We start from the raw sequence: 21324 nt of genomic DNA, 5'->3' as shown, positions 1-21324 counted from the left end.
TCGGGCAGCGTGCTGATGGTAGTCTCCGACATGTGGCATATCCCTTTCTCGGCTGAGAATTGACGGCGTCTGAACACCGCCATGATATGCCGCCCCTCAGGGCATCACCAACTTTCGCGCGTTACTCAAGGAGGCCACCGTCAGGCGCTTCCACTACGACAGTCACGATCAGTTCCGAATACACTTCGGGGACTTCATGGCAGTATACAACTTCGCGCGCAGGCTCAAGACGCTCGGCGGTCTCACACCCTACGAATACATCTGCAAGATCCGGACTTCAGAGCCCGATAGATTCATCCTGAACCCGATCCACCAGATGCCGGGACCGCCCTCGGCATCCGACAGGCCCCGGATCGCCTTCTTCGCGGGGGCGTGGATCGAAACCTGCTGCTTGGGTTTCCGCTGGACGCGCGGCGTGGTCGCCCCCTTTGTGCTCCTTGATCGCTGTCATGCTCTCAAGAACCCGGTATCTTTTCGGGACAGGTCCATTCTGCCTTGCAGAACAGGGCCGGGAAGGGGGCTTCAAGTTCCGGTACTGAAAGCCTCTTCGCCCTCTTGCTCGGCCTCCAACTTGTTGCGCTTGTCCATCAGCAGGGCGATCACGGCCTCGGCGCTGCTGCTGGGCGGGCGTTTGGCATAGCGAAACAGCATGTAGCGGCCCGATAATGCGGGGTTCACGATCCTTGGGGTGCGCAGGCCGTTCCGCCCGGTGCCGGAGACGACGGCGTTGAGCGGAAGGATGGAAAAAAACCTGCCGGTCTGGACGTATTTGGTCAGGATCGACGCATCGCTGGCTTCGGCGCGCACGTCGAAGACCTTGCCGAGTTCGCTGGCGAATTGCTCGATCCGGGCGCGGAAGGGGTGGCGTTTGCGCGGGAACACCATGGGCAGATCCAGGATCGCCTCGAAATTCACCGTGCCGTCGGGGTTTTCCAGCGGCAGCATCTGATCCTGGGCGCCGACGACCACCAGGGGACGTTCGACCAGCAGATCGGCCTGGATGCCGGGCAGGGCGCGGATCTCGGGCAGGATCGCGAAATCGGCGCGGCCGCTTTGCAGGGGCAGGGTGAAATGTTCGTTGCTGCCGCTTTGATCGATATGCAGCTTGATGCCGGGATAGCTGTCCATGGTTTCGGTGATCAGCCAGGGCAGGAAGATCTGGCTGGTGGTGGTCGACATCAGGATATTCACGTCGCCCGAGATCATCGAGCCCTGCGCCCGGGTCTCATGCATCGCCACCTCCAGCCTTCTGAGGATGGCGACCGCATGTTCATAGAATATCTCGCCCGCGCCCGTCGGCGTCACGCCGCCCGAGCTGCGTTCAAGGATGTCGACCCCAAGCGCGGCCTCCAACTCGCTGATCTGCTGGCTCAGCGCCGGCTGGGCGACGTTCAGGGCGCGCGCCGCCGCCGCCAGCGAGCCGCGATCCACGGCTTCGACGAAATAGAGCAGACGGTGGATCTTCAGCTGCTGCGATCTCATGCGGACCCCCTCCCTTCGGCATCCTACATATATTTCTTATAGCCAATCAATGAACGAAGTAATTTTCCGAAGATGAGCGGAATGCTACGCCTTTGTCCAAGGTCAGGCGCCGGTCGAGGAGCAAGCGGCGCCCGCCAGAAGGAGGAGAATTCAGATGTTCAACAGGCTCAAGGGTTTTGTTGCAGCCACGGCCATTGTCGCCGGGATTTCGGCATCAGCCGGCGCCGCGCTGGCCGAATGGCCGGAAAAGCCGATCAAGATGTTCGTCGGCTCCAGCGCCGGGGGCGGCACGGATACCTATGCAAGGGTACTGTCCGGGCTGATCCATGAGGAACTGGACGGGGTGCCGATGGCGGTGATCAATCGCCCCGGCGCCGGCAGCATGATCGCGCTGAAAGAGGTCGCCGATCAGGATGCCGATGGCTACACCGTGCTGATGCAGGCGGTCGGCCCGGTCGTGGTCAACGAATTGCAGGGCAAGAGCCCGGTCGATTTCCGCAAGGAGATGGTGCCGATCGGCGTGCTGGGCCAGGTGCCGATCGTGCTGACCGTGCCCTATGACAGCCCCTATCAGACGCTTCAGGAACTGGTCACCCATGCGACCGAGAACCCCGGCGAGATGCGTTGGGCAAGCGCCGGGCGCGACGATTATCTGGGCGTCGGCTTCTCGAAGATCGCCGAGCGCATGGGGCTTGACGTCCAGGACGTGCCTTTCAAGGGCGGCGGTCCCGCCAAGGCGGCCGTGGTTGCCGAACAGGTCGATTTCAGCGTGCTGGGCGAACAGCACCTGGTCGGGTTCGAATCGAAACTGCGCGGTCTTGGCGTCTTTTCGCCCGAACGTTCCGCGCTGCTGCCCGACATCCCGACCTTTGCCGAACAGGGCTATGAGGTCGCCAATCTGACCAACGTCTTTGCGGTCTATGTCAAGGCGGGAACGCCTGACGATATCGTCCAGAGGCTGCGCGATGCCGTGGCCACGACGGCGCAGAAGGAAGAATACAAGGCGCTCCTGGCCAAGGCGGGATTGACGGACACCTATCTGAATGCCGAGGAAAGCGCGGCATTGCTGGATCAGATGTTCGAGGATCTCACCGACTGACCAGCGGGTCGCTGCGGCCCGCCCCACCTCCCATGGCGGGCCGCATGTCTTCCGTTTCAGGAGAAACATGATGGATATTTTCTATGGTCTGGCCACCGTCCTGACCTCGCTGGATACGCTTGGCTTCGTGGCGCTTGGCGTGGTCGTGGGCGTGCTGGTGGGCGCGATGCCCGGCATGTCGATTGCCGCCGTGATCGCGCTGATGGTGCCGATGACGCTTTATATGTCGCCGATCGCGGCGCTGTCCTTTCTGTATGTGCTGGGCAAATCCGGCCGTTACGGCGGCTCGATCGCGGCGATCCTGTTCAACACGCCGGGCACGGCGGCGGCGGCGGCCACGATGAACGACGGCTATCCGCTGACCCTGCAGGGCCGGTCCAAGGCGGCTTTGCGCATGTCCACGGCCGCCTCGGCCATCGGCGATTTCATCGGCGACATGCTGCTGATCTTTGGCGCCGCCTATATCGCGTCGTTCACCGAGAAATTCGGCCCGGCCGAGTTCTTCGCGATCTACATGATGGCCTTTATCGTCATCGGCAGCGTGGTGTCGGATTCCGTCGCCAAGGGGCTGATCGCGGCGGTCTTCGGGGTGCTGGTCTCGCTGGTCGGGACCGATCCGATCTCGGGCTATGACCGGCTGACCTTCGGCTGGCTGGAACTCTCCAGCGGCTTCAGCCTGATCCCGCTTCTGGTCGGCATCTTCGTGATCGCGGAGCTGTTCGACCAGGTCGGCAAGACCTATGAGCCGGTGGTCGAGGGCATGGGCGACGGCAGCGATGGCGGCGCGATCACGCGCGAGGAATGGCGGCTGTCGCTGCCGGTCATCTTCCGCTCGTCGATCCTTGGCTCGATCATCGGCATCCTGCCCGGCCTGGGCTCGGCCGTCGCCTGTTTCGCCGCCTATGGCGAGGAAAAGCGCCGCGCCAAACGCCCGGAATTGTGGGGCAAGGGCGCCATCGAGGGCGTCGCCGCGCCCGAGGCCGCCAATAACGCCGTCTCCGGCCCGTCGATGATCCCGCTGCTGGCCCTGGGCATTCCGGGCAGCACGGTGGCGGCGCTGCTGATGGGGGTGTTCCTGATCCATGGCATCCAGATCGGACCGACCATCTTCACCACCTCGCGCGAACTGGTCTTCCAGCTTTTCGCGGCCGGTCTTCTGGGCATCCTGGGCTATTTCGTGCTGGGCTATTACCTCGGCCCGATCTTCGGGAAATACATCACCCGGCTGGGCAACCAGTATATCTATCCCTTCATCTTCGCGACGGCGCTGATCGCGGCCTATTCATCGTCGATGAGCTTCTTCGATGTCTATGTGATGCTGGCCTTTGGCGTGATCGGCTATTTCATGCGCCGCTTCGGCTTTCCGACCTCGGCCTTCATCATCGCCTTCGTGCTGGGTCGCGGGGCCGAGGAATCGCTGCGTCAGGCGATGCTTCTGTCCAATGACGGGATCCTCGTCTTCCTCGATCATCCGGTCGCGATGGTCTTCATTCTGATCGGTCTGGCGGTTCTGACCAGCCGCATCGTGTCGTCGCTGCGCCATCGCGCGGGCCGGCGTGCCCCCGTGAACAGCTAATCCAAGCAAAGGAAATTCAAGATGAAAGTCACCATGCTGGGCACTGGCAATCCGGCCCCCTCGCTGCGGCGCATGGGCTCGGGCTACCTGCTGGAGATCGCCGATGACGTGATCGTTCTGGATCACGGGCCGGGCGCGCATCACCGGCTGCTGCAGGCGGGCCGCAAGCCGACCGAGATCACGCATATGATGTTTTCGCATCTGCATTACGATCACTGCGTCGATTTTCCGCGCCTTGTGCTGACCCGCTGGGACCAGGGCGCGGGGCAGCTGCCGGAACTGAAGATCTATGGCCCGCCGCCGACCGCGCAATTCGTCGACCGGCTGCTGGGCGAGAACGGCGCCTACCGTTTCGATATCGAGGCGCGCTGCGGCTGGGAAAGCAGCCTGAACGTCTATCAGCTGCGCGGCGGCAAACTGCCCCGTAAGCCGCCCAGCCCCAGCGTTCAGGAATACAGCCATGGCAGCGTGATCGAGACCGACAACTGGCGCCTGACCATTGCCGAGGTGCCGCATGCGCAGCCCTACCTGACCTGCCTCGCGCTGCGTTTCGACACGGATCAGGGCTCGTTCGTCTATTCCGGCGATGCCGGACCTTGCGACAACCTGCTGGAACTGGCGCAGGATTGCGACCTGATGATCCATATGTGCTGCAATATCAGCGGCACGGTGAACCATCCCGCGCATCTGAAAGGCAATACCGGCCATCTGGAACTGGCCGAGATCGGCCGCAAGACCAATGCCGGGACCATCGTTGCCACGCATATCTATGACCAGTTCGACCTGCCCGGCGTGCGCGAGCGCGTGATCGCCGAGATGTCGCAGATCTACAAGGGCAACCTCGTCTTTGGCGAGGACCTGATGGAACTGGGGCTGAAGCCGAACGCCATGGCGGCCTTCGACTGAGCCGCGCGACAGGAGGGAAAGACATGTCCGATCAGACCGATCCCCAGGCCGAGACCGGCGGCGGCGAATCCTGGCTGAACGAATTGCTCTTTGCGCTGGCCGTGCTGGCGTTCGGGGCGATCTATTTCTGGCAAAGCATGCTGATCACCGTCGAAGAGGGCGGCGTGAACGCGCGCACGCTTCCGGCGATCATGTCCGGCGCGATCCTGCTTTACGGGCTGGGCCGGGCGATCCAGCTTCTGCTGCGCCGTCCCGCATCCGCCGCGCCGCGCATCGCGCAGGGGCGCTCGATCCTGCTGTGGGTGGTGCTGCCGCTGACCGTCGAGATGGTGGTCTATGTGCAGCTGATCCATCTGGCCGGTTATCTGCTGGCGACCTTTCTCACCATGCTGGCGGTCTTCTGGACCTTTGGCCTGCGCAGGCCGCTGCCGATGATCCTGCTGTCGGCGGGCGCGGCCGTGGTGATGCAGCTGATCTTCGTGAAGCTGCTGGGGCTCTACATGCCCTCGGGCTCGCTGATCGACCTGGCGCTGTTCTGATGCCCTTCGTGGCCTTCCCGGCCAGCGATTTTGAAATCGGCCGCCTGACGGCCCCGAAATGAAAGGAAACACCATGAAACTCTCCGGCGTCATGCCCGCGCTCGTCACCCCATTCGACGCGGATGGCAAGATCGACTTCGCGGCTTTCGAAAAGCATCTGACCAATCTGCGCGCGGCCGGTGTCAGCGGCTGGGTGCCCTGCGGATCATCGGGCGAATACAATTTCATGTCCGACGAGGAACGCGACGAGGTGCTGAAATTCGTCAAGGATTTCGCCATGCCCGGCGAGACGCTGATCGCCGGCACCAACGCGCCCTCGACCGCCGGCGTCATCGCCAATACCAACCGTGCCAAGGCCATCGGCTATGACACGGTGCTGCTGGCAACGCCCTTTTACACCAAGCCCACGCAGGCGGAACTGATCAAGCATTTCCAGACCGTTCTGGATGCCTGCGACGTGAATATCGTGCTTTACAGCTATCCCGACAAGGACGGCGTCGAACTGGGCTGGGAGGTTCTGGACGCGCTGGCCGATCATCCGCGCGTCATCGGGATCAAGGAAAGCTCGGGCTCGCTGCAGCGCGCCATCGGCATCGCCACCCGGTATGAGGGGCGGATCCAGCTTGTCTCGGGCTCGGACGATATCGCGCTGGATTTCATGCTCTGGGGTGCGGACAGCTGGATCTGCGGGCCGGCGAACTGCATGGCCAAGGCGGTCTGCGATCTGGACCGGACCTGGCGCGCGGGCGATCTGGACAAGGCACGCCAGCAGATGGCGACGCTGTACACCGCGATGAACATCCTCGAATCCGGCAAGTTCGTGCAGAAGCTGAAATATGGCTGCGAATTGCAGGGCACGCCGGTCGGCGAGTGCCGCGCGCCGCTGGGCCCGCTGACGGATGAGGAAAAGGCTGCCTTCCGCGAGGCGATGCAGCCGATCCTGAACTGGTAACAGCTTCCGGGGCGGCGCGGTGCCGCCCCGGCACGTCAAATCGAGGGGGCGAAGATGACCACGGCAATCGTCGGTGCGGGGATCATCGGCACGGCGCTGGCTTACGAGCTGCAAAAGCGCGGCCGTCAGGTGGTGCTGATCGACCGCGACGCGCCCGGGATGGGCGCGTCCTGGGGCAACATGGCCTCGATCGCGGTGACCGAGTTCATGCCGGCCTCGCGCCCTTCGGTCTGGCGGCAGATCCCCGGCTGGATGCTGGACCCCGAGGGGCCGGTGCGCGTACGCCCCGCCTATATGCCGCGGCTGATCCCGTGGTTCATGCGCTTTGTCGCGGCCTCGCGCCCCTCGACCCTGCGCAAGCTGGAGGCGGCGGGGGCGGCGCTTTGCGCGCGGGTGCATGACGATCTGCGCCCGCTCCTGCGCGAAACCGGGCTTGAGGGCGAATTGACCGAGGAAGGCTGCCTGTCGCTTTACACCGATCAGGCGGAATTCCGTGCCGACCGCGAGCATATCGAGATCCTCGAACGTTTCGGCTTTGCCCATCGCGTCCTGACCGGCGCCGAGGCGCGGGAACTTGAGCCGGAGCTGTCGGACAGTATCGGCATGGCGGTGCTGTTTCCGCAAAACCGCAGCCTGCGCGATCCTTATCGGCTGGTGACCGGCCTTGCGGATCGCTTTGCCGCCATGGGCGGGCGGATCGAGAAGGCCGAGGTCACGGGCTTCGAGCGCGGCGAGCGGATCACCGCGTTGCGGCTGGCCGATGGCCGCAGCATCGCGGCGGATGAGGTCGTGCTGGCCGCCGGCGCCTTTACCGCGCGTCTCTCGCGCCTGCTGGACGAGAAGATGCCGCTGGAGACCGAGCGCGGCTATCACACCCAGATCATGGCGCCGGGGATTTCCATGCGCCATTCGATCATCTGGCCCGCCCGCGCCTTCATGGTCACGCCCACGGCGGGCGGCATCCGCGTCGGCGGCACGGTCGAGATGGCGGGACTGGATGCAGCCCCCGATTACCGGCGCGCGAAGATCACCGTCAGGCGCGCGCAGACCGCCCTGCCGAAGCTGCGCTGCGAGGATTTCACCGAATGGATGGGACACCGCCCGGCATTTCCCGATACCGTGCCGGTCATGTCGGCCTCGGCAAAGACGCCGGGCGTCTTTTATGCCACCGGCCACGGCCATCTGGGCGTCACTTATGCCGCGACCAATGCGCGCCTCATGGCCGATCTGATCACCGGGGCGGCCCCGCCCATCGACATGACGCCCTATCGCATCGACCGTTTCTGAGCAGGAGGAGATGATGACCGACAAGACATGCCTGATCGTCGGCGGAGGCCGCGGCATGGGTGCCGCAACCGCGCGCGAGATGCACGGGCGCGGCTATCGGCTGGCGCTGATGTCGCCCTCGGAAACCTGCGAGATGCTGGCGGCGGAACTGGGCGGTGTCGCCCGTCGCGGCAAGGCCGAGGACGGCGAGGCGATCCGGGGTATCTTTGATCTGACGATGGAAAGCTATGGCCGCATCGACGCGGCGATGATCCATGTCGGCGGCCCGCCCAAGGGCGACCTGCTGGAGATCCCGGACGAGGACTGGGACCGCGCCAATGACATGGTGCTGAAACCGGTGATCCGCATGGCCCGCCTCGTCACCCCGGTGATGGAGGCGCAGGGCGGCGGCGCGATCCTCTGCATCACCACCTTTTCCGCCTTCGAGCCCAGCCTGATGTTCCCGACCTCCAGCGTCTACCGGGTCGGGGTTTCCTCCTTTGCCAAGCTTTATTCCGACCGCTACGGCCCGGCGAATATCCGCATGAACTGCCTGTTGCCGGGCTTCACCGACAGCCTCGACCTGCCGCAGAAATATGCTGACATGTCCGCGCTCGGCCGCCTTGGCCGGGCCGAGGAACAGGGCAAGGCGGCGGCGTTCCTGCTGTCCGATGACAGCAGCTATATCACCGGCCAGAGCCTGCGGGTCGATGGCGGCGTCACCAGACATATGTGAGGGAACCCATGAAGGATCAGCTTTTCATCGACGGCGATTATGTCGCCTCCGCCTCGGGGCAGATATTCGAGGTGGTCGATCCCTCGGACCGGCAGGTGTTCCACCATGTCCCGCGCGGCAATGCCGAGGATATCGACCGCGCCGTCACGGCCGCCCGCCGCGCCTTTGACCATGGCCCATGGCCCCGCATGTCCGGGGCCGAGCGTGCCTCGGTGCTGCGCCGGATGGGCGATGAGATCGCCGCGCGCAAGGACGAGCTGGCGCGGCTTGAGGTGCGGGACAACGGCAAGCCGCTGCCCGAAGCCGTCTGGGATATCGAGGACACGGCGGGCGTATTCCATTTCTACGCCGATCTGGCCGAACGGATGGATAATGCCGCAGAACAGCCGATCACGCTGGGGATGGATGGCTTCACCTCGAAAGCCGTCAGGGAACCGGTGGGCGTCGCGGGTGCGATCATCCCGTGGAACTTTCCGCTGCTGATGGCCTCGTGGAAGGTCGCGCCCGCGCTGGCGGCCGGCTGCAGCATCGTGCTGAAACCCTCGGAACTGACGCCGGTCACGGCGCTGGAACTGGGCGGGATCGCGCAGAAGGCTGGCCTGCCGGCGGGCGTTCTGAACATCGTCACCGGCTTCGGCGCCGAGGCGGGCCAGCCCCTGACCGAACATCCGGGCGTCGACAAGCTGGCCTTTACCGGCTCGGTCCCGACGGGGTCGCGGATCATGGCGACGGCGGCGCGCGACATCAAGACGGTCAGTCTGGAACTGGGCGGCAAATCCCCGCTGGTGGTTTTCGCCGACACGCCCATCGACGAGGCGGTCGAATGGATCCTGTTCGGCATCTTCTGGAACCAGGGCGAGGTCTGTTCGGCCACCAGCCGGGTTCTGGTCGAGGCGCCCATCTATGACAAGCTGATGGCGCGTCTGGCCGAGGAAGCGCTGAAGATCAAAATCGGTCACGGGCTGGACGAGGGCGTCTTGCTGGGGCCGCTGGTCAGCCCGTCGCAGCATGAAAAGGTGCTGGCCGCCATTGAGCGTGGCAAGTCCGAGGGCCGTCTGGTCACCGGCGGCGGCGTGCCCAAGGGGCTGGAGGCCGGCTGCTATGTCGAGCCCACAATCTTTGCCGACATGGCCGAGGACAGCTGGATCTGGCGCGAGGAGATCTTTGGCCCGGTCGTCTGCGTCAAACCCTTCGAGACCGAGGCAGAGGCGATCCGCATGGCCAATGACAGCCGCTTCGGCCTTGCCGCCGCCGTCATGTCCGCCGATCTCGACCGGGCCGAGCGCGTCGCCCGCGCCTTTCGTGCCGGCATCGTCTGGATCAATTGCAGCCAGCCGACCTTCACCGAGGCGCCCTGGGGCGGCTACAAGCAATCCGGCATCGGCCGCGAGCTGGGCGAATGGGGGCTGAACAACTATCTGGAAACCAAGCAGATCACTGCCTGGGACCGTCACAAGCCCTGGGGCTGGTATCTGAAAGGCTGAGCCGATGCGCTGGACCCGCACCCTGCAAACCGTCGATGTCCATTGCGCGGGCGAGATCGGCCGCGTGATCACCTCGGGCGTGCTGAACATCCCCGGCGCGAGCATGGCCGAAAAGCTGGATCACCTGAACCGGGTCGATGACAGCCTGCGCCGGTTCCTGTGTTCAGAGCCGCGCTCGGGTCCTGCCGGGTCCTTCTGCCTGCTGGTCCCGGCCTGCGATCCGGCGGCGGATGTGGGCTTCATCGTGCTGCAACCCGATCAGGCCCATGCCATGTCCGGCTCGAACGCCATGTGCGCGGTGACCGCGATACTGGAAACCGGCATGCTGCCGATGACCGGGCCGGAAACCGTGGTGACGCTGGACACCGCCGCCGGGCTGGTCCGCGCGGTGGCGCATTGCGAAGGCGGCAAGGTCACGCGGGTCAGCCTCGACATGCCGCCCGCTTTCGTCGCCCGGCAGGGCGCGGTGATCGAGACGCCCGAATGGGGGCCGGTCCACTATGATCTGTGCTTCGGCGGCGTCTTCTATGCGCTGGTCGATGCCGATCGGATCGGGCTGGCCATCGCGCCGGAGAACGCCCGCGAACTGGCGCGGATCGGCGTCGCGCTGCGGGGCCGGATCGCGGCGGTCGAGCCCGCGCCGCATCCGACCACGCCGGCGCTGAACGGGCTGGCCTATGTCATGTTCCGCGCCGATGAGGCCGATGGCGCGCTGCGCACCTGCACCACGCTGCGGCCGGGACGCGCTGATCGCTCGCCCTGCGGCACCGGCTCGAATTCCAACATGGCGGTGCAGGCGTTGCATGGCCGTGTGAAGCCGGGCGACAGGCTGGTCTCGCGCTCGATCATCGGCGGCGAGTTCGTGACGGAATATCTGGGCGAGACGCAGATCGGGCCGTATCGGGCCACGCGGAACCGCGTCTCGGGGCAGTGCTGGATCTATGCCATCACCCAGATCGGCCTCGATCCGGGCGATCCGTTTCCGCATGGTTTCACACTGTCGGACACCTGGGGGGCGGAGGAGCGGGGATGAGTTCGTCTCTGTCCCAAACGGTTTGGCGGTCTTTCAGGCCTGAGCCTGCGTTGGCCACTTTGATCTCAAGCAGGCGCACGAGCTAAGGCTGCCGATGCGAAACAATGTCCAAACCGAGCCCCGCACGTCTTCCCACGCAAGACTGCGATCAGAAATGTGATGATGTGCTGCCCAACGCCCCGCCGGTAGCAATGGCAAGGGACGCGCTCATATCGGTCAGGCCGATAACCTTCCGCACTTTCCGGGAGTTAACGTGACATAACGGTTGCGGAAGTTGAAACCTCTCTTCGAACACCGTGCTCTCGGCACAACTCCGCCAGGACCTCATGCATATGTGCGATGATTTCGCCGCGTGGGGAAACGATGCGTTCGACGATTCCGATCTGTCGTGTAATCTGCGGGCTGCCGAAGGGTAGCCGCGTCAGCCGATCATCTTCGGGCTCCTGCAGCGCGACATGCGGCACGACCGAGATCCCCATGCCCTGACGCACACAGGTGACGATGGAGCCGATCGTGTCAATCTCCGCGATATCCTGCGGCACGACGCCCAGGCGCGAGATTTCAGTGTCGATCAGGTTGGCCAGCGGAACGGCGCTTCGGAACCGGATATAGGGTCGCGAATTCAGCAGCCGGATCGGGTCCGTGATATCGGTCCCCTCCGGTGCGATCAGCCACAGCGGTTCGCGCAGGAACGGGCTCCAGCGCAGGGCCGGGGGGAAACCCAGATGTTCGGCCACGATGGCGGCGTCGAGGCGGCCGGCCGCGACATCGGAGATCAGCGTCGAGGACAGCGATACCCTGAGATTCGTTTTCAGATCGGGATAAAGGTTCCGCATCCGCAGGATGGCCTTTGGCAGCAGGTTCAGCGCGCTCGACCGGACCGAGCCCAGCATCAAGGTGCCGGCAATCCGGTCGCCACGCAGGCTGGCCTTGGTATCCTCCTCGAGGCGCAGCATGTCCTTGGCCATTTCAAGCACCTGCAAGCCATGCGGGGTCAGCTTTGGCGGGCGCGAGGTGCGTTCGAACAGTTCGGTGTTCAGTTCCTGTTCAAGCGCCTGAATCTGCTGGCTGACCGCCGAGGGCGTCAGGGCCACGATATCCGCGGCGCGGGCGAATGTGCCTTGGGTCGAGATCGCGACGAGTGTTTTAAGCTGGCGGGTATCCATCAATATATCCAGTATTTCTTAATATAAGAATAATAATTACGCGCTGTAATTAAGCAACTCTATTCGTTAAGCATGAGTGAGAGGAATTGACCGCGGCTGCTGGGAGGCCGGCGCGGATAACCCTGAAAAATCGAAAGACTGATCCGCCCTGTGCTGCAGGGCGCCTGGAGAGCTATGTGATGAGCAAGACCATCCTTGTGACCGGTCCCGATCTGGATCCGCTCGCGGCGAAATATGTGGCCGATCATGGCTACAAGACGGTGCATACGCCTGCCTATGCAGACAGTGCCGTGATATCCGACCGGCTGAAGCAGTCAGGTGCCGTCGGGATCGTGTCACGGATGGGGCGGCTGGATGCGGCGGTCATGGACGGGGCGCCGCAATTGCGGGTGATCTCGAAGCACGGGGTCGGGGTCGACAATATCGATCTGGATGCCGCGGCCCAGCGGAATATCCCGGTCCTTGTTGCGACCGGCGCCAATGCCGTTTCGGTTGCTGAACATACGATCGCCCTTTTGCTGACGACGGTGAAACGGATCCTGCCGCTGGATGCTGGGCTGCGCGCCGGCCGCTGGGAAAAGCCGGGCTTTCAGGGGCGCGAATTGCAAGGTGCGACGATTGCGCTGTTGGGCATGGGGTCCATCGCACAGGCAACGGCGCGGATCGCCCGGGGGCTGGGGCTGAAGATCGTCGGCTTCGATCCCTATGCGCCCGATGAGGCGTTCGAGGCCATCGGCGCAACGCGTTTCGATACATTCGACGCCATGCTCGCCGAGGCCGAGATTCTCAGCCTGCACAGCCCGCTGACCGATCAGACCCGTCAGATCGTGAATGCCGATGCCATCGCGCGGATGCCGCAGGGCAGCTATGTCATCAACACCGCGCGCGGTGGGCTGATCGACGAGGACGCGCTGCTGGCAGCGGTGCAATCGGGTCATCTGGCCGGCGCGGGCCTCGATTCCTTCGCCGTCGAGCCGCCGCCGGCGGATCATCCCTTCTGGGCCGAGCCGCGTATCGTCGTGACCCCGCATATCGGCGGTGTCACCCGTGAGGCCGGCGCCCGCGTCGGCGTCGATGCGGTGCGCGGCATCTTTGACATTCTCGAGGGCACCCCGGTTGCGCCGCAGCGGATTGCCAACCGTGCGCTTCTGGCCGATGCCGCCAAATCCCTGATCAAGGCAGAGGAATGAACATGACCATAGGCTTTCGTATCTGTAACCGCCCGAACGTTGCCCCCAAGGCGCTGGTCGAGGCATTTGCCCAACTTCCCGTCGCGAATGTCTCGGACGCCATGTCGCGCGTTTTTGCGGCGGGGCCGAGCCTGCGGCCGATGCATGCATCGGGCAGCATGGCCGGCGTTGCGCTGACGGTGCGCGCGCGTCCGGGCGACAATCTGATGCTGCACAAGGCCATCGACATGGCCCAACCCGGCGATGTGATCGTGGTGGATGCCGGCGGTGACCTGACCAATGCGCTGATGGGCGAGCTGATGCTGGCCTATGCCGTGAAACGCGGGGTCGCCGGTTTCGTTCTGAACGGCGCGATCCGCGACGTGGACGCCTTTGTCGCGACCAACCTGCCGACCTTTGCCGCGGGCGTCACCCATCGCGGCCCCTACAAGGACGGCCCGGGCGAGATCAACGTGCCGATCAGCCTTGGCGGCATGGTGATCGCTCCGGGCGATATCGTGCTTGGCGATGCCGACGGGGTGCTGGCGGTGCCGCTGGCCGATGCCGAGGACATTCTGAAACGAACGCAGGCCAAACAGGACGCCGAGACGCGGCAGATGCAGGCCATCGCCGAGGGCAAGAACGACCGTTCCTGGGTCGATGCCGCATTGAAGAAACTGGGTTGCGAAATGCCCGAAACTGCCTGACCGGACAAAGATCACATTGGGAGGACCAACCATGACATTCGCGAAAACCACGGCCATTGCCGCCATCCTGACCGCCACCGGCGCGGGCGCCGCACTGGCCGACTGGCCGACCGACCGGCCGATCGAGATGATCGTCGCCTTCGCCCCCGGCGGCGGCACGGACATCATGCTGCGCACCCTGGCGCCGTTTCTTGAGGCCGAGCTTGAGACCCAGTTCCCGGTCCTGAACCGCCCCGGCGCCTCGGGCGAGATCGCCTATACCGCGCTGTCGCAGGCGCGTCCCGACGGCTATACCGTTTCGTCCCTGAACACGCCGGGCTTTCTGACCATGCAGATCGACCGCAAGCTGCGCTACGATCCGGCCAGCATCTGCCCCATCGCCCGCATCGTCGAGGATCCGGGTACCTTCATCGTGCAGGCAGGATCGGAATTCCAGTCGCTTGCCGATCTGGTCGCCTATGCCAGGGAAAATCCGGGAGCGGTCTCGGTCGGCACGACAGGCATGGGCACGGACGAGCATCTGGCGATGCTGCAACTGGAACAGGCGGCCGGGGTCGATCTGACCGCCGTGCCCTTTGGCGGCGCGAACGAGGCCAAGACCGCGCTTCTGGGCGGTCATGTCTCGATGATCGGGCTCAATGTCGGCGAATATTCGACCAGCGACGACAATGCCTTCCGGGCGCTGGCGCAGTTCTCGCAAGAGCGTTCGGTCCTGGCGCCCGATCTGCCGACCGCGACAGAGCAGGGCTTCGAAGTGCTGATGTCCTCGGAACGCGGGCTTGCCGCGCGCTGCGATGTCCCCGAGGAAATCCGCGCGAAACTGGCTGCTGCCGTCGATGCCGCCCTTGCCAATCCCGAATTTCAGGAAAAGGCCAAGCAGCAGGCGCTGCCGCTGGCCTATCGCTCGGGCGCGGACTGGCAGGCCGAGATGCCGGCGCGGCTGGCCCGCTTTACCGAGATATTCAAGCTGATCGAAGGCGGCCAGTGATGGCCGCCCCAAACGGAACCAGGGGTGACGCCCCCGATCTTCTGACCGCCGGCATGTTCATCGGGCTTGGCGCGTTGGGGCTGTATATGGCCCGGGGGCTGGATGGCGGCACCCTGGCGCAGATGGGGCCGGGCTTTCTGCCCCGCACCGTCTGCATCCTGCTGATCCTGATCGGGCTGGCCGTCGGCCTGCCTGCCCTGACGCGGCCCGCGCAGGCGATCGAGGCGATCCGCATAAGGCCGCTGGCCGTCATCACCATCTCGATCGTCGGCTTCGCCTTTGCCGCGACCTATCTGGGCTTCGTGCTGGCCTCGCTCTGGCTGGTCATTGTGGGATCGCTTGCCGATCCGGGCGGCAAGTGGTCGCATATCTTGCTGCTGGCGGCCGGCCTGACGCTCTTTGGTGCGCTGGTCTTTGTCTACGGTCTGGGCGTGCAAGTGCCGCTGTGGCCCGTCTGATCCGCGTCATCTCCTGGGGAGGGGTAGAATGAATTTCGTCGATCTGTTGATGCTGGGTTTCAGCGAGGCGATCACGCCCGCGAACCTTGCCTTCTGCCTGCTTGGCGCGCTGCTTGGCACGCTGATCGGGGTGCTGCCGGGAATCGGGCCGACCGCGACCATCGCGGTGCTGTTGCCGATCACCTTTTTCCTGCCGCCGCTGGCCGGGATCATCATGCTGGCCGGGATCTATTACGGGGCGCAATATGGCGGCTCGACCACGGCCGTTCTGGTCAACCTGCCGGGCGAGGCCTCGGCGGTGGTCACGACGCTTGACGGCTATCAGATGGCCAGACAGGGCAGGGCGGGCGCGGCGCTGGCCGTCGCCGCGCTCGGCTCGTTCTTCGCGGGCACCGTGGCCACTTTCGCCATCGCGGTGGCCGGCCCGATGCTGTCGGGTTTCGCGCTGTCCTTTGGCCCGGCGGAATATGTCGCGCTGATGGTCTTCGGCCTTCTGGCCGCGACCATTCTGGCCAGCGGCCCGGTGCTCAAGGCCATCGGCATGATCCTGATCGGCCTGCTGCTGGGCATGGTCGGGACCGATCAGGCGACGGGGGCCGAACGCCTGACCTTTGGCGCGGTCGAGTTGTTCGACGGCGTCGACTTCATCGTCATCGCCATCGGCATCTTCGGCTTTGCCGAGATCATCACCAATCTGGAACGCAGCGGCTCCGAGGGCGTGCAGCTGGCGCCGCTGTCGCGCCTGTGGCCGACGCGCGACGATTTCCGCCGGTCCTGGGCGGCGGTGCTGCGCGGCACGGGTCTTGGCACGCTTCTGGGCCTGCTGCCGGGCGGGGGTGCGACGCTTGCCTCGTTCAGCGCCTATTCGCTGGAAAAGAAGGTCTCGAAACATCCCGAGAAATTCGGCACCGGCGTGGTCGAGGGCGTTGCCGCCCCCGAGGCCGCCAACAATGCCGCCGCGCAGTCCTCCTTTATCCCGCTGCTGACGCTGGGCATCCCCTCGAACAACATGATGGCGATGATGCTGAGCGCCTTCATGATCCACGGCATCACGCCGGGGCCGACGGTGCTGACCAACCAGCCGGAAATCTTCTGGGGGCTGGTGGCCAGCATGTGGATCGGCAACCTGCTGCTGGTCGTCATCAACCTGCCGATGATCGGTCTTTGGGTGAAACTGCTGACGGTGCCCTATCGTCTGCTTTACCCGGCGATCCTGCTGTTCTGCTGCATCGGTGTCTACAGCATGAACAACCGGGTATTCGACGTCATCCTTGCCGCCGGTTTCGGGCTCTTGGGCTATGCCTTCCGCAAGGCCAGATGCGAGCCGGGTCCGCTGCTTCTGGGCTTCGTTCTGGGACCGCTGCTGGAATCCAACCTGCGCCGGACGCTGCTCATCACGCAGGGCGATCCCAGCATCTTCGTCGAGCGTCCGATCAGCCTGGTCATGCTGCTGGCCACGGTCGTGTTGCTGGCGCTGATGATCCTGCCATCCTTCCGGCGAACGCGCGAAGAGGCGTTTCAGGAAGAAGAAGCCTGAGCCGCCGAGGCGTGCCGTAAACAATTGCAAGAATTCACCTTATCACAGCAGGAGAGAGAGAAATGAAACTGTTCACCATGGGCTCGATCGCCGCTCTTGCCGCATCGGTCGGTGTCGCGTCAGCGGATGACTGGACGGGCTATACCTATTCGGCCGTCTCGACCACGGCTGCCGTCAAGGGCATGAACCGGATCGCCGAGCGCATCGATGAGGAAACCGGCGGCGATCTGACGATCACCGTGCATCTGGGCAAGACGCTGCAGATCGCCTCCGAGGATATTACCCAGGCGGTCGGTGACGGTATCGTCGACTTTGCCGCGGATTTCTTCTTCTCGGGCAATGTGCCGGTCGCGCGCGTTCTCAGCCTGCCGATGCTGATCGAGAATGACGAGGAATGGGACAAGGCCTATGCGGCGATGGAGCCGATCCTGACCGAAGCCTTTGCCCGGCAGAATGTGACGCTGCTCGGTGGCTATCGCTATCCGCAGCAGGTCCTGTTCACCACCTTCGAGATCGACAGCCTGGACGACCTCTCAGGCCACAAGATCCGCGTGACCTCGCCCGAGCAGGGTCGCTTCATCGAGGAATTCGGCGGCGCGCCGATCACGCTGTCGGGCAGCGAGGTGCCGACCTCGCTGGAGCGCGGGGTCATCGACGGCGTGCTGACCGCCAGTGCCGGCGGGGCCAAGAACTGGCACGAATTCCTGCCCTATAACTACCGTTTCGCGGTCAATTACGGCAATTCGATGATCATCGCGAATGCCGATGCCTTCGACGCGCTTGACCCGGAAAATCAGGACATCCTGCGCAAGATCGTCACCGAGGAAGGCGGGGCGATCACCGCCGAGTTCCTGACCGATGAGGAGACCCAGAAGGCCGCGCAGGCCGAGACCGGCATGACGATCACCGAAGCCGCGGCGGGCGATGCCGACGCGGCCCGCGAAAAGCTGGCGCCGTTCTGGGAAGCCTGGGCGAGCGATAACGGGCCGGAATATGTCGAGGCCCTGGCTGCGGTTCGCGAAGCGATCGGCAAGTGACATGAGCGCGCATGTGGAAAACGGAGGACCGGCGTCAGCCGGTCCGGCCTTCGATCTGGTCGCGCGGGTGGTCAAATTCGCGACGGGCCTGGTCCTGGTGGCGCTTGTTGTACTGGTCTGCGGTGAGGCATTCCTGCGCGGCGTCGCGAATTACTCGCTTGGCTTTGCCGAGGAATTGACCGGCTATTTCGTCGTCATGCTGACCTTTTTCGGCGCCGCACTCGCCTTGCGGGCAGGCGCGCTGTTTCGGGTGAACTTCCTGTTCGACGCGATGCCGGCGAACACGCGGAAGACGGTGCAGATCGTCTTTGCAGCCGCCGCGCTGACCATCTGCATCATCTTCGTCCTGAAGACGGCCGGTGTCGCGATGAGTTCGTTCGAGCGCGGAAAATTCGCGCCGACCGTGCTGCGCACGCCGCTGTGGATCCCGCAGATGCTGATGCCGGCGGGCTTTGCCGTGATCGCGGTGTTTCTGGTCGAACAACTGCTGTTGTCCCTGCGTATCTGGAAAGGGGGTGCCTGATGGACGCCATTCTCGCATTCGGGCTGCTGATCGGCCTGATCCTGGGCGGCATGTGGGTGCAGTTCGCCGTCGCCGGGGCGGGGCTGTTCTATATCTGGCTGCTCAAGGGCTTTGCAGGATGGAAGGCCCTGGGCATCGTCAGCTGGGGCTCGGCCAACAGCTTCACGCTGGCCGCGATCCCGCTTTTCGTTCTGATGGCCGAGATCCTGCTGGGCTCGGGGCTGAGCACCCGGCTTTATAACGGCGTGGCTCCCTTCATGCGGCGTCTGCCGGGCGGCCTGCTGCACACCAACATCGCCGGAAGCGGCATCTTCGCGGCAATCTCTGGCGGTTCGGCGCCCACTGCCGCGGCCATGTCCACCGTCGCCCTGCCGGAATTATCGGCGCGCGGCTATAACCGGCGGCTGGTCGCCGGCTCGCTGGCCGCGGGTGGAACATTGGGGATCCTGATCCCGCCCTCGATCACGATGATCATCTATGCGACCTTCACCGAGACCTCGATCGCGCGGCTCTTCGCCGCCGGTCTGATCCCGGGCATCGTTCTGGCACTGCTTTACATGGGCTTCATCGCGATCCGTGCATTGATCAACCCCGAACTTGCGCCGCGATCCTCCGACAGGGCATCGCCGGGCGAATTGGGGCGCGCGCTTCTGGACATCGTGCCCTTCGTCCTGCTGATCATCATCGTGCTGGGCAGTATCTATGGCGGTTATGCCACCCCGACCGAGGCGGGCGCGGTGGGTGTCGTCGGCGCGATCCTGATCACCGGCATCTATCGCTGCCTCAGCCTGCGGCTGCTGACCGAGGCCCTGACGCGCACCGTTTCGATGAGCGGCAATATCCTGTTCATCGTCTTCACCTCGATGATCTTCGCCTATGCGACGGCGCTGTCGGGCATCGGTGAAAGCCTTGTCGCCTATCTCGAAGGGGCCAATATCTCGCGCGTGGCGTTCCTGCTGATCATCATGGTGGTCTTCGCCATCCTTGGCTGCTTCATGGAGGGGCTGGGCATGATCGCGATCATCGTGCCGGTGATCTTCCCGGCGCTCTTGGCGCTTGGCGTCGATCCGATCTGGTTCGGGGTCTTCGTCGTGATCCTGGTCGAGCTTGGCCAGTTGACACCGCCGCTCGGCGTGATCCTGTTCGTGGTGGCCAGCTCTTCGGCCGAGGTGAAGGTCGAGGACGTGATCATGGGCGTGCTGCCTTTCTTCGGCATCATCCTGCTGTTCATGATGCTGCTGATCGCCTTTCCGCAGATTGCACTGTTCCTGCCCTCACTGACGATAGGATGAAGCGATGACCTATCCTTTCCCCGAACCTGTCGTCATCGACGCCGAGGTCTTCACCGAGCTTCCGGCGAACCTGCGTCGGCCCGGCACGCCTTCCTACTGGGCCGAGCGGAACCGTCGCGGGATGGCCGTCGACAGCTTCATCGAAGGCCCATCCTTTGACCGCGACGGTAATCTTTGGTTCGTCGATATCCCTTTCGGCCGGATCTTCCGGGCCGACCCGCAAGGGCAGGTGACGCAGGTCGCCGAATATGACGGGCAGCCGAACGGGCTGAAGATCCACGCCGATGGCCGGATCTTCATCGCCGATTTCCAGAACGGCATCATGCAGCTTGATCCCGCCACGGGCGAGGGGACGCCGGCACTGCGCGATTGCGACACCGAGGGGTTCAAGGGCTGCAACGATCTGCATTTCGGCGCCGATGGGTCGCTGTATTTCACCGATCAGGGTCAGACCGGGCTGCAGGATCCCTCGGGGCGCGTCTTCCGATGGCAGCCCGAGACCGGGGCGCTGACCTGCCTGATCGACAGGGTGCCAAGCCCCAACGGGCTTGTCCTCGACCTGAACGAGCATGTGTTGTTTCTGGCCGTGACCCGTGCGAACGCCGTCTGGCGCCTGCCGATCTCGCCCAGTGGCCGCGTGAACAAGGCCGGGCTGTTCCTGCAATTCTCTGGCGGCCGCGCGGGACCCGATGGCCTGGCGCTGACAGACCGGAACGGCGTCGTGGTCTGCCAGACCGGCATGGGCCTTGTCTGGGTCCATGATGCGCTTGGGCGCCCGGTTTGCGTCGTGCGGTCGCCCCGCGGGCTGGGAACGACGAACTGCGCCTTCGGTGGTCCTGAGCGCCGGACGCTCTATATTACCGAATCGGATAGCGGCACGATTCTGAAAGCCGAGTTCGCGCCGGAACTGGGCATTCGCGGCGCACCAATGTTCTCGGGTCTTGATGACGGCGGCACGAGTGGTTCATAAACAATCATGCTATCGCAGCCCTTGACTGGGGCTTCGTGCACGTCGCGCCGCTTCTGGCTGCAGGCGCAATGAGGGTATCAAAATTGCGGAAATCAAGCGATTTTCCCGCAAATTGCTGAAATGGCTAAATTTCCAACTGCTCTCTTTGATGGTATAGCAACGCGAGCGTGCGCAGCCTTCCCGTCAAGCGAGTAATCGAGAGCGTGAATTCACCGCGAAACAGTGTCAAAATTGAGCTGCCGAAATAAAAAATATTATGAAAATACAAGCACTTGCGCGCAGAAAAACGCGGTGCCCTCGTGCATCTGCAAAACACATCGACGCCACATCAACGTTCGAAGAGACGGGTATGGCAGTCGGCCGCTGCGGATCGCAGACAAGTGCCAGCGGTTCTTCAGTATCCA

At 64.1% G+C, this 21324-nt stretch carries 20 protein-coding genes and 1 pseudogene; 19 read left to right on the top strand and 2 right to left on the bottom strand.

Annotated elements, in window-relative coordinates:
• Window positions 1-124 precede the first annotated feature (124 nt).
• A pseudogene (locus IT41_RS21525) lies at window positions 125-325 on the top strand (IS3 family transposase); the annotation flags it as partial.
• Between the two features lie 197 nt (window positions 326-522).
• Here the strand turns inward: IT41_RS21525 and IT41_RS06675 are convergent.
• On the bottom strand, window positions 523-1482 hold the full coding sequence (locus IT41_RS06675) for a LysR substrate-binding domain-containing protein (protein ID WP_036739626.1): 960 nt from the start codon (window positions 1480-1482) through the stop codon (window positions 523-525).
• 154 nt (window positions 1483-1636) lie between these two features.
• On the opposite strand from IT41_RS06675, the gene IT41_RS06670 reads away from it, so the two are divergent.
• The 9 genes from IT41_RS06670 to IT41_RS06630 all read left to right on the top strand — a co-directional run bounded on the left by IT41_RS06670 (window position 1637) and on the right by IT41_RS06630 (window position 11073).
• Window positions 1637-2581: a Bug family tripartite tricarboxylate transporter substrate binding protein gene (locus IT41_RS06670; RefSeq protein WP_052081312.1), complete on the top strand. Its 945-nt coding sequence runs from the start codon at window positions 1637-1639 to the stop codon at window positions 2579-2581.
• A gap of 70 nt (window positions 2582-2651) precedes the next feature.
• The gene (locus tag IT41_RS06665; RefSeq protein WP_036739719.1) at window positions 2652-4157 is read left to right on the top strand and encodes a tripartite tricarboxylate transporter permease; all 1506 of its coding nucleotides are present in this window, start codon (window positions 2652-2654) and stop codon (window positions 4155-4157) included.
• Between the two features lie 21 nt (window positions 4158-4178).
• Window positions 4179-5063: an MBL fold metallo-hydrolase gene (locus IT41_RS06660; protein WP_052081311.1), complete on the top strand. Its 885-nt coding sequence runs from the start codon at window positions 4179-4181 to the stop codon at window positions 5061-5063.
• A gap of 23 nt (window positions 5064-5086) precedes the next feature.
• Window positions 5087-5602: a tripartite tricarboxylate transporter TctB family protein gene (locus IT41_RS06655; protein WP_036739623.1), complete on the top strand. Its 516-nt coding sequence runs from the start codon at window positions 5087-5089 to the stop codon at window positions 5600-5602.
• Window positions 5603-5675: 73 nt separating this feature from the next.
• On the top strand, window positions 5676-6554 hold the full coding sequence (locus tag IT41_RS06650) for a dihydrodipicolinate synthase family protein (RefSeq protein WP_036739709.1): 879 nt from the start codon (window positions 5676-5678) through the stop codon (window positions 6552-6554).
• Window positions 6555-6608: 54 nt separating this feature from the next.
• Window positions 6609-7841 (top strand): NAD(P)/FAD-dependent oxidoreductase, encoded by a 1233-nt coding sequence (locus IT41_RS06645; RefSeq protein WP_036739622.1) that lies wholly within the window; start codon window positions 6609-6611, stop codon window positions 7839-7841.
• 13 nt (window positions 7842-7854) lie between these two features.
• The gene (locus IT41_RS06640; RefSeq protein ID WP_036739706.1) at window positions 7855-8556 is read left to right on the top strand and encodes an SDR family oxidoreductase; all 702 of its coding nucleotides are present in this window, start codon (window positions 7855-7857) and stop codon (window positions 8554-8556) included.
• A gap of 8 nt (window positions 8557-8564) precedes the next feature.
• Window positions 8565-10040, top strand: a complete 1476-nt coding sequence (locus IT41_RS06635; RefSeq protein ID WP_036739620.1) for an aldehyde dehydrogenase family protein — start codon at window positions 8565-8567, stop codon at window positions 10038-10040.
• A 4-nt stretch (window positions 10041-10044) separates the two neighbouring features.
• Window positions 10045-11073 (top strand): proline racemase family protein, encoded by a 1029-nt coding sequence (locus tag IT41_RS06630; protein ID WP_036739619.1) that lies wholly within the window; start codon window positions 10045-10047, stop codon window positions 11071-11073.
• Window positions 11074-11321: 248 nt separating this feature from the next.
• Here IT41_RS06630 and IT41_RS06625 read toward each other — a convergent pair whose 3' ends face one another.
• On the bottom strand, window positions 11322-12239 hold the full coding sequence (locus IT41_RS06625; RefSeq protein WP_036739617.1) for a LysR family transcriptional regulator: 918 nt from the start codon (window positions 12237-12239) through the stop codon (window positions 11322-11324).
• A gap of 179 nt (window positions 12240-12418) precedes the next feature.
• On the opposite strand from IT41_RS06625, the gene IT41_RS06620 reads away from it, so the two are divergent.
• The 9 genes from IT41_RS06620 to IT41_RS06580 all read left to right on the top strand — a co-directional run bounded on the left by IT41_RS06620 (window position 12419) and on the right by IT41_RS06580 (window position 20920).
• Window positions 12419-13429, top strand: a complete 1011-nt coding sequence (locus IT41_RS06620) for a hydroxyacid dehydrogenase (RefSeq protein ID WP_036739616.1) — start codon at window positions 12419-12421, stop codon at window positions 13427-13429.
• A complete protein-coding gene (locus IT41_RS06615; protein ID WP_036739615.1) occupies window positions 13426-14115 on the top strand; it encodes an RraA family protein in 690 nt (229 codons plus the stop codon). The genes IT41_RS06620 and IT41_RS06615 overlap by 4 nt, the downstream gene beginning before the upstream one ends.
• A gap of 31 nt (window positions 14116-14146) precedes the next feature.
• A complete protein-coding gene (locus tag IT41_RS06610; protein ID WP_036739614.1) occupies window positions 14147-15103 on the top strand; it encodes a tripartite tricarboxylate transporter substrate binding protein in 957 nt (318 codons plus the stop codon).
• The gene (locus IT41_RS06605; RefSeq protein WP_036739612.1) at window positions 15103-15561 is read left to right on the top strand and encodes a tripartite tricarboxylate transporter TctB family protein; all 459 of its coding nucleotides are present in this window, start codon (window positions 15103-15105) and stop codon (window positions 15559-15561) included. Before IT41_RS06610 ends, IT41_RS06605 begins: the two co-directional genes overlap by 1 nt.
• A 28-nt stretch (window positions 15562-15589) precedes the next feature.
• Window positions 15590-17098 (top strand): tripartite tricarboxylate transporter permease, encoded by a 1509-nt coding sequence (locus tag IT41_RS06600; RefSeq protein ID WP_036739611.1) that lies wholly within the window; start codon window positions 15590-15592, stop codon window positions 17096-17098.
• Between the two features lie 62 nt (window positions 17099-17160).
• A complete protein-coding gene (gene dctP / locus IT41_RS06595) occupies window positions 17161-18135 on the top strand; it encodes a TRAP transporter substrate-binding protein DctP (protein WP_036739608.1) in 975 nt (324 codons plus the stop codon).
• A 1-nt stretch (window position 18136) separates the two neighbouring features.
• A complete protein-coding gene (locus tag IT41_RS06590; protein ID WP_036739605.1) occupies window positions 18137-18658 on the top strand; it encodes a TRAP transporter small permease in 522 nt (173 codons plus the stop codon).
• Window positions 18658-19950 (top strand): TRAP transporter large permease, encoded by a 1293-nt coding sequence (locus IT41_RS06585; RefSeq protein WP_036739603.1) that lies wholly within the window; start codon window positions 18658-18660, stop codon window positions 19948-19950. The genes IT41_RS06590 and IT41_RS06585 overlap by 1 nt, the downstream gene beginning before the upstream one ends.
• Before the next feature lie 4 nt (window positions 19951-19954).
• Window positions 19955-20920 (top strand): SMP-30/gluconolactonase/LRE family protein, encoded by a 966-nt coding sequence (locus IT41_RS06580; RefSeq protein ID WP_036739600.1) that lies wholly within the window; start codon window positions 19955-19957, stop codon window positions 20918-20920.
• The last annotated feature ends 404 nt before the right edge of the window (window positions 20921-21324 follow it).

The organism is Paracoccus halophilus, assembly GCF_000763905.1.
In the GTDB taxonomy this organism is placed as follows: Bacteria; Pseudomonadota; Alphaproteobacteria; order Rhodobacterales; family Rhodobacteraceae; genus Paracoccus; species Paracoccus halophilus.
The sequence above is the reverse complement of the archived record's forward strand: the minus strand, read 5'-3'. Positions and strand labels throughout refer to the sequence as shown.